General features: G+C 44.3%; 8 protein-coding genes, 2 tRNA genes and 1 rRNA gene. 8 read left to right on the top strand and 3 right to left on the bottom strand.

The genetic code is table 11. From position 1 onward, the window contains the following. Nucleotides 1-71: 71 nt before the first annotated feature. From rrf to CVP04_RS02350, 3 genes are all read left to right on the top strand, one after another. Nucleotides 72-187 (top strand): 5S ribosomal RNA (gene rrf / locus CVP04_RS02360). A gap of 11 nt (nucleotides 188-198) precedes the next feature. Further along, a tRNA-Asp gene (locus tag CVP04_RS02355) sits at nucleotides 199-275 on the top strand. A gap of 7 nt (nucleotides 276-282) precedes the next feature. Beyond that, nucleotides 283-358: transfer RNA gene (locus CVP04_RS02350), tRNA-Trp, on the top strand. 140 nt (nucleotides 359-498) lie between these two features. On the opposite strand, the gene CVP04_RS02345 is transcribed toward CVP04_RS02350, so the two are convergent. Both CVP04_RS02345 and serB read right to left on the bottom strand, forming a co-directional pair. Next, the gene (locus CVP04_RS02345; protein WP_100295916.1) at nucleotides 499-990 is read right to left on the bottom strand and encodes a YajQ family cyclic di-GMP-binding protein; all 492 of its coding nucleotides are present in this window, start codon (nucleotides 988-990) and stop codon (nucleotides 499-501) included. Between the two features lie 9 nt (nucleotides 991-999). Then, on the bottom strand, nucleotides 1,000-1,953 hold the full coding sequence (gene serB / locus CVP04_RS02340; protein WP_100295915.1) for a phosphoserine phosphatase: 954 nt from the start codon (nucleotides 1,951-1,953) through the stop codon (nucleotides 1,000-1,002). A gap of 74 nt (nucleotides 1,954-2,027) precedes the next feature. Between serB and CVP04_RS02335 the strand changes: the two genes are divergently transcribed. After that, a complete protein-coding gene (locus CVP04_RS02335) occupies nucleotides 2,028-2,702 on the top strand; it encodes a YtjB family periplasmic protein (RefSeq protein WP_100295914.1) in 675 nt (224 codons plus the stop codon). 63 nt (nucleotides 2,703-2,765) lie between these two features. Here the strand turns inward: CVP04_RS02335 and rpsT are convergent, their stop codons facing one another. Next, entirely contained in the window at nucleotides 2,766-3,029 is a 264-nt protein-coding gene (rpsT, locus tag CVP04_RS02330) for a 30S ribosomal protein S20 (protein ID WP_040976974.1), read from the bottom strand. Nucleotides 3,030-3,308: 279 nt separating this feature from the next. On the opposite strand from rpsT, the gene murJ reads away from it, so the two are divergent. The 4 genes from murJ to CVP04_RS02310 all read left to right on the top strand — a co-directional run bounded on the left by murJ (nucleotide 3,309) and on the right by CVP04_RS02310 (nucleotide 8,634). Beyond that, nucleotides 3,309-4,880: a murein biosynthesis integral membrane protein MurJ gene (gene murJ, locus CVP04_RS02325; RefSeq protein WP_100295913.1), complete on the top strand. Its 1,572-nt coding sequence runs from the start codon at nucleotides 3,309-3,311 to the stop codon at nucleotides 4,878-4,880. A 258-nt stretch (nucleotides 4,881-5,138) separates the two neighbouring features. Beyond that, entirely contained in the window at nucleotides 5,139-6,083 is a 945-nt protein-coding gene (locus CVP04_RS02320; RefSeq protein WP_100295912.1) for an ESPR-type extended signal peptide-containing protein, read from the top strand. Nucleotides 6,084-6,120: 37 nt separating this feature from the next. Beyond that, nucleotides 6,121-7,557: a YadA family autotransporter adhesin gene (locus CVP04_RS02315; RefSeq protein ID WP_243385060.1), complete on the top strand. Its 1,437-nt coding sequence runs from the start codon at nucleotides 6,121-6,123 to the stop codon at nucleotides 7,555-7,557. Between the two features lie 201 nt (nucleotides 7,558-7,758). Beyond that, a complete protein-coding gene (locus tag CVP04_RS02310) occupies nucleotides 7,759-8,634 on the top strand; it encodes a DMT family transporter (RefSeq protein ID WP_100295926.1) in 876 nt (291 codons plus the stop codon). The last annotated feature ends 28 nt before the right edge of the window (nucleotides 8,635-8,662 follow it).

Raw genomic sequence — 8,662 nt, 5'->3', positions numbered from 1 at the left:
GCACCGCCGGGTTTTATTAAGTTTTATTTTATTTATCTTTTTCCTTCAAATAGATTAATAAAATAAAATTTTTTGGCAGCAATAGTGCAGTGGAACCACCTAATCCCTTGCCGAACTTAGAAGTGAAACGCTGTTACGCCGATGGTAGTGTTGGGTTTCCCAATGTGAGAGTAGGGCACTGCCAAATATCAATTTAGCGGAGTGGTAGTTCAGCTGGTTAGAATACCTGCCTGTCACGCAGGGGGTCGCGGGTTCGAGTCCCGTCCATTCCGCCAACTCTTTAGGGGCGTAGTTCAATTGGTAGAGCACCGGTCTCCAAAACCGGGTGTTGGGAGTTCGAGCCTCTCCGCCCCTGCCATTTAATCCTTATTTTTCCTATATCTTCAAAGATTGCTAAAATACATTTTAAAATTTTCGTATTTTCTTTTATTTACCAAAGCATTTCCTTTTCCATAAGCATAAAAAAACCGCCTTGCAACGGTTTCTATAATTTATTGATTAATCACGGAAATTATTAAATTGGAAAGGTTGACCCAATTCGGCATTTTTAACTAACTGAATTACCGCTTGAAGATCGTCTCGCGATTTTCCGGTTACACGCACTTGCTCGCCTTGAATCTGCGTTTGTACCTTAATTTTCGATTCTTTAATCAGCTTGGTAATTTTCTTCGCCATATCGGTTTCGATGCCTTGTTTCAGCTTGATTTCTTTACTGTAAGTTTTTCCGCTGTGTTCATATTCGGTCGGAATGTCTAAGGATGTAGAATCAATATTGCGTTTAATACAAGCATTGCGCAAAATATCAACTAATTGTTCTACTTGGAAATCCGATTCGCTGGATACTTTAATCGTCTCGGATTTTTCATTTAACTCAATGGAAGATTCCACATTGCGAAAATCCCAACGATTCGCCAAATCGCGATTAGCGTTTTCAACCGCATTACGCACTTCGTGTAGCGTAATTTCGGAAACAATATCAAATGAAGGCATTTTAGGCTCCTATTTCGTTTTAATCTTATTATTCGCACTTAAAATACATAAAAGTGCGGTCAAGTTTGCGAAGTTTACCACAACTTGCGCTTGTTGTTGAACTTTCGGCTTCGCGTGAAACGCAACGCCCAAATTTGCCGCTTGCATCATCAACAAATCATTCGCACCGTCGCCGATTGCCACGGTTCGTTCAAGCGGAATGTCGAACTGTGCGGCAAGCCGTTTTAATGTATCGGCTTTATATTGCGCATCGACCACATCGCCGGCGACTTGTCCGGTTAACACGCCGTCAATAATCTCGAAACGATTGGATACGGCAAAATCAAGATTCAACAGTTCTTTCAAATGATCGGCGAAATAAGTGAACCCGCCGGAGGCAATCGCCGTTTTCCAACCGTATTGCTGTAGCGTACTTATCATCTCGCGTAATCCCGGCATTAACGGTAAATGTTCGAGAACTTGACGAAGAATATCTTCCGACGCATTTTTAAGCGTTGCAACACGGCGGCGCAAACTTTGTTCGAAATCCAATTCGCCGCGCATTGCGCGTTCGGTAATCTCCGAAACCAATTCGCCCGTGCCGGCAAGTTTGGCGATTTCATCAATACATTCCATCCGAATAATCGTGGAATCCATATCCATTACTAAAAGTCCACCTTGTTCTAGCCTTGCGCAAAAATCAAGGCGTGCAATATCGATTTGTAGCTGCGCCGCATAATCCGTCCAACTTGACGTCCATTGACCGCGCAGCAGCACGACGGTATTTTCAAATACATTCCAACAATCAAAAATTTCAAAATTTTCGCCGCACTTTGCTTGAAATTGCATTAATTGTGTGAAATTCAACTGATTGCCATACAGAATAAACGCCTCATTTCCCGTTGATTTCGGAACATCAGCCAAAAGTGCGGTAGGAAATTGCGAATAATTTGCCGTAATCGACGCGAGATTTTGTGTTTGCATAAAAAATCCTGTAAATTAGTTATATTTTATTGTCGCCGTATTCTAGCTTATTACGGATCATTGGGGAATATCACTTGCATTTGATTAGAGAAAAAGTCTTAAAAATCGGAATGATCACTTCGATCACCTTGCTTTGCCTCGCGGTAATGACGGTGATCTTGTTCGGTATTCAGCAGTTTAAAATCGGTTCGCAGCTGGCGAGTATCAACCAAGTGGCGAATTTATCGCATTTATTGGTGCGCCAGCAAGCCAATTTATTTTCAATGTTATTGGTTAACCAAGCGAAATCCGAAAAATTAACGGAAAACTTGGATGATTTCGTTAAAGAAGAATTTGTGCTAGATGCAGCAATTTATGGGAATAATGGTGAATTATTGGCGCAAAGCACCGGCTCGTCGGGCGTTCGTGATCGATTGGGATTGGACGATGCGCAAGACAAACCGCAAAGCACCCAGCAAATCGTCGAACCGATTTATTCGCCGAACGGTATTGAAGGCTTTTTGCGCGTTACCTTCGATATGAAATACGGACAAACCACACAGAATAAAATTAACCAGATTTTTCATCAATTATACGGCGAAGTGATCGTCGTGTTTTTGGTCGGTGTGTTATTGGCAAGCTCGGTGCATTATTTTTTAAGCCGTTATCGCCGTCTTCATCATAGCCCGACGGAGCCTATAAGTGCGGTGAAAAATTCGCGCGCAAATAGCCTGAATTATCACCGTCGCCGACGTCGTTTAGCCCGATAACAGACAATAAAAAACCGCATTAAATAATGCGGTTTTCTTTATATTTTTAACTCAAAAGACAAATTATGCTAATTTTTTGATTTGAGCGGATAATTTAGATTTGTGGTTAGCAGCTTTATTTGCGTGGATTAAGCCTTTAGACGCCATACGATCCACGACTTTTTGCATTTCTACGAATGCCGCTTCCGCTGTTGCTTTTTCGCCTGCTGCGACTGCTGCGTAAACTTTTTTAATGTAAGTACGCATCATTGAGCGTTGACTTGCATTGTGTTGACGGCGTTTTTCAGATTGAACCGCACGTTTTTTAGCTGACTTGATATTAGCCAAGGTCAAACTCCTAAAAATTTCTGTTAGTTTATGGAATAAAAATAAAGGCGTAAAATATGCCTTTTTCCTATAAAATTGTCAATAAACAATTTTTGCAAAATTTAGTTTGAGGATTTCGGTGAGACACAACCAAAAATCAGCATCGTTATTATCAATGCGCTTTGAGCAGCCCACCAAAACGATGTGGCGAGATTTTAACAGTTTTTTCGCTTAGAATATAGCTTAAAAACAAAATTTCTATACAATTAGGCTAAATTTTTCTGTAAAGAGTACATTATTTTGAGTAAACGATTATTAAAATCCGGCATCCTCGTCAGTGCAATGACTTTATTATCGCGTATTTTGGGATTATTGCGCGATGTGATCACCGCACAACTTATCGGTGCCGGCGTGGCGGCGGACGTTTTTCTTTTTGCCAATCGTATCCCTAATTTTTTGCGCCGCTTATTTGCCGAAGGTGCATTCTCGCAAGCCTTTGTGCCGGTATTGGCGGAATATCAAAAATCCGGTGACTTAACCAAAACGCAAGAATTTATCGGAAAAGTTTCCGGCACATTGGGCGGTTTAGTTACCGTTGTGACCCTTTTAGCGATGATTTTCTCGCCCGTGGTTGCCGCAATATTCGGTACGGGCTGGTTTGCCGATTGGTTAACCGACGGCCCGAACGCTGCCAAATTCGAACAAGCGTCATTATTATTAAAAATCACTTTTCCCTATTTGTGGTTTATCACCTTTGTCGCCTTATCCGGCGCGATTTTAAACACCCTCGGCAAATTCGGCGTAATGTCCTTTTCGCCGGTATTGTTAAATATTGCGATGATTTGCACCGCACTTTTTCTCGCACCGTACGTCAGCAGTCCGGATTTAGCCCTCGCTATTGGGATTTTCATCGGCGGATTATTGCAATTTTTATTTCAGATTCCGTTCTTAAAAAAAGCCGGATTGCTATTTAAACCGAAATGGGCGTGGAACGACGAAGGCGTTAAAAAAATTCGCACGTTGATGATTCCCGCGCTATTTGGCGTGTCCGTCAGCCAAATTAATCTATTATTAGACACCTTTATCGCCAGTTTTTTAATGACCGGCTCGATCAGCTGGCTGTATTATTCCGACCGCTTGCTAGAATTTCCGCTTGGTTTGTTTGGTATCGCGATTTCCACCGTGATTTTGCCGACCCTCGCTCGTCATCACGTCAATCGCAGCGATAATGCGGAAAAAAGTGCGGTGGATTTTCGCAACACAATGGATTGGGGCGTGCGGATGATCTTATTGCTCGGCGTGCCGGCAATGATCGGCATCGCGGTTTTAGCGCAACCGATGTTATTGGTGCTGTTTATGCGCGGGCAATTTTTATTCAGCGACGTGCAAGCCGCTTCTTATTCCTTGTGGGCATTTAATGCCGGATTGCTCAGCTTTATGCTGATTAAAATTCTCGCCAACGGCTATTACGCCCGCCAAGACACCAAAACACCGGTGAAAATCGGTATCATCGCAATGGTCAGCAATATGGGCTTTAACTTACTGGCGATTCCGTTCAGCTATGTGGGCTTGGCAATGGCATCGGCGATGTCCGCCAGCTTAAACGCCTATTTACTTTATCGCGGTTTGGCGAAAGCGGATATTTATCATTTCAGCAAACAAAGTGCGGTGTTTTTTGGCAAAGTTTTTCTTGCTGCCGCCGTAATGGGCGCAACTGTGTGGTATTACAATCCTGCGCTATCCGTTTGGAACGAAATGCAATTTTTGGAGCGTTTACATTGGCTGGTGTGGTTAATTTGCATCGCCGCCTTGATTTATGCCGCAATGTTAGTCTTGCTAGGTATTCGCAAAGGTCATTTATTAGCAAAATAGCCTTTCAGCAACAATAAGGGCGTTATTAACGCCCTAACGCCTTTCTTACATAAAATTTACATAGATTTACAGAATTTTGTATAACAATACGTAATTATTCGTATCAGAGTGTATAATTCGTACTCGATTTGAATAGGAAATCATCATATTTCGCGTGATTTATAATTTCAGTGTTTTAGTTATCGCTTAGCAACCGGCGAGAAGAAAAGGTTGCTGAAACAATTCAGTTTTATCTATACCATAGGAAATTTTTTTATTATGAATAAAATCTTTAAAGTTATCTGGGATGTCGCGTCACAACAATTCGTTGTTACTTCCGAACTTAGCCGTAACAAAGGAAAATCCGCGTCTTCAACGGATAAACGCATTGCTCCGAACGCATTAACCCTTGTGGTTACTGCAGGCTTGGGCGCGTTGTTAGGGTCGTCCGCATTGGCGGCGACATCGACTGCGGCGACGACTCAAGAAATTTCAGGTAGCACACAATCCGGCGGTACGACTTTAGAGACGACGATCACCAGCGCAAACGGCAATAAAGTTTATATTGATACGGCTGAACAAGGCGCTGTTGCGCTCGGTTATAATGCCACCACCCAAGCGCCGGGCAATAACGCGTACAGCTCGATTGCGATCGGCTTAAATGCCTTGGCGAAAGGCATCCAAATTGACGGCTCGACTGCAACCGGTGCGGCGATTGCCATCGGTGATAATGCGAGTGCGAGAGAAGCTTCTCTTGCCGTAGGTTCCGGTGCGAATGCCTCCGCTGCCCAATTTGCTTCCGCGTTCGGTACAAATTCGACTGCAAGCGGCGACCGTTCTACCGCCTTAGGGATTAATTCTCGTGCAACGCAACAATGGACGGTTGCGCTGGGGGCGTCAAGTAGTGCGACCGGCCCACAAGCCGTTGCGATCGGTGGGCAATCCATTTCATCACAATCATCAACGGTTGCTATCGGCTCGTTTACTCGTGCGACTTTCCATTCTGCGGTAGCAATCGGTAACTCCGCCGCTGCGCGTAATGAAAGCGCCACCGCAATCGGGCGTGCGACAACCACTTACGGTAAAGAAGGTATTGCAATCGGTATGTCTGCAAAAAGTGGTGTAGCAAGCAGTACGACGGAAAGTTATTATTCGGGTGAAAAATCTATCGCCATCGGTTCTTGGGCTTCAACGCTCGGTTATGCCGCTATCGCTTGGGAATAATAGCGGAGTAAACGGGAACTACAGTGCGGCAATCGGCGTGAGCAATCGTATTGCGAGCAGCGCGAATAACACCCTTGTATTCGGGAATAACGTAAGCGCAACGGCGGCGAATAACGTCATTTTAGGCGACGGCAGCTCGGAAAATTCGACAACGACGACAAACGGTGCGTTTAATCAAGTGAACACCGCCACCGTCGGCTTGTTAACTTATAGCGGCTTTAAAGGTACGGCTACGGGTATCGTGTCCGTCGGTGCAAGCGGCAAAGAACGCCAAATCATTAATGTGGCGCCGGGTAATATTTCCGCGACGTCAACCGATGCTATCAACGGTTCGCAATTATATGCAACTAACGGCGTACTAAGTAATGTCGCTAATTCGACTGTTACGGCATTGGGCGGCACAACCGTATTAAACCCGAACGGCACTTTTAATGTGACTTACAATTTAACCACAACCAATCCGAACGATAATACGACAACAAATTACACAAGCATCGGTGATGCGTTAAAAGGCTTAAGCGATGCGGTAAATCAACCGTTAACCTTTAAAGCGGACGAAGGGTCTAGCGTACAAAAATTAGGTAGCACGATTTCGATCGTTTCAGGCAATGCGACCGATACTTCAACCGAAAATTTAAAAACCAACGTCACGAAAGACGGCACGATCGAGATCAGTTTCTCAACCAAACCGACTTTCACCAACGTCACGGTTAACGAAACTTTAAAAGTCGGTAATGTGACAATTAATGCGACTACCGGCATTGACGCAGGAAATACCGTTATCACCAACGTGGCGAACGGCACAAACGCGACGGATGCGGTAAATGTCAGCCAATTAAAAGAAGTGACGCAAAATATCACTAACGTAACTAACGAAGTGGCGAAAGGTTGGAATGTTACAGCGACGGCTTCCGAAGGTAAAGTGAACGGTTCAAGTTTAGAAAAAGTGGCGATGGGCGATACCTTTACGGTTGACGCGGGTAAAAACATCGAAATTACCCAAAGCGGTAAAACGATTTCTATTGCGACCAGCGCGACACCGACATTTACTAACATCACGTTATCAAACGGTACTAACTCGGCGAAAATCGGTTCGGACGACAACGGCAATGTGCGTGTAACCGGCAAAGACGGTTATTCCACAACGAAGATTACCAATGTTGCACCGGGTACGAATACTACTGACGCAGTGAACTACGGTCAGCTTAAATCCGTTGAACGCAAAGTGGATAAACTTGACGGACGTGTCCGCGGCATCGGCGCAAGCTCGGCGGCAGCGGCTTCCTTACCACAAGTGTATATTCCGGGTAAATCAATGGTAGCAGCATCGGCGGGCGGTTATTCCGGTGCCTCTGCGATTGCGGTCGGCTATTCTCGTGCAAGCGACAGCGGTAAAGTGATCTTAAAACTTACCGGTACGGCAAACAGCGAAGGCCATTACTCCGGTGGTGTGGGCGTCGGTTATCAATGGTAATCCGCAGCTAATTCGAAAAATGCGATCCAAACGGGTCGCATTTTTTTATGGATTATTTTCATTCCCCAATTATTTTTGCCCGTTACACTGGAAAGTCTGCGCCATTATGCGAAAATAACCTTCTCCCAAATTTGCGCGAATACAAAAACGCGCGCAATTTTAACCGCACTTTGCTTGGTTTGACGAATGAGCAAAAAATCAATGACAACCGATTTTACCCGACCGAATTATCGTAAAGCGATAAGCTATATGCTTATCGCCTATTTGAGTATTGCCGTAATGGGCGTTTTTGTGAAAATCGCCTCGGCAAATTTACCCGCCGATGAAATTTTATTTTCCCGTTTCGTACTCGGCACGCTATTCTTATTCCCTTTGCTCTATAAAAGGCGGGATTTTCGCGTGAACCGCGCAAAACTGCATTTTTTTATTCTGCGCAATCTTGCCGGTATCGCCAGTATGCTATCGCTGTTTTACAGCATTAAACATTTGCCCGTGTCGATTTCCGTATTGCTGATGAACACTTCGGCATTATTTGTGCCGGTGATCGTTTATCTTTGTTTTGGGATCAAAACCTCAATCAAACAACTCTGTTGTATTTTTCTGGGGTTTCTTGGTGTTTGCGTGATTTTATACACTAATTCGCAGCAGCAAATCGGCTTGGTTTATGCGTTACTCGGTTTGGGCGGCGCGATTTTGGCAGCGATCGCCTATTGCAGCGTGCAAGAATTAAATAAAACCTATTCGCCGCAAAATATCGTGTTTTATTTCCATTTAATTGGTGCGCTGATGATCGGCGTATTCTTCTTTCCCGGTTGGGTAATGCCTTCTTATCACGAAGTGGTAATGTTACTATCGGTTGGCGTTTTCGGTTTAATTTTCCAAATTTTTATGACCAAATCCTTTAAATACGCCAGCGCGGAAGTGATCACACCTTTTATGTTCGTCGGCGTGATTTTTTCCGGTATTTGCGACCGATTGGTTTGGGGCGTATCGTTGTCTTATTCCTTTTGGAGCGGCGCGGCATTAATCGTGTTGGCAATAAGCGGGTTAGCGAAAGTCAGCCGCCGTAAAAGATAAAAATAAACGGGCGTAAACCCGTTTTTCT

It is taken from the genome of Caviibacterium pharyngocola (assembly GCF_002795405.1).
Classification (GTDB): Bacteria; Pseudomonadota; Gammaproteobacteria; order Enterobacterales; family Pasteurellaceae; genus Caviibacterium; species Caviibacterium pharyngocola.
This window is presented reverse-complemented; position numbering and strand designations above follow the sequence as displayed.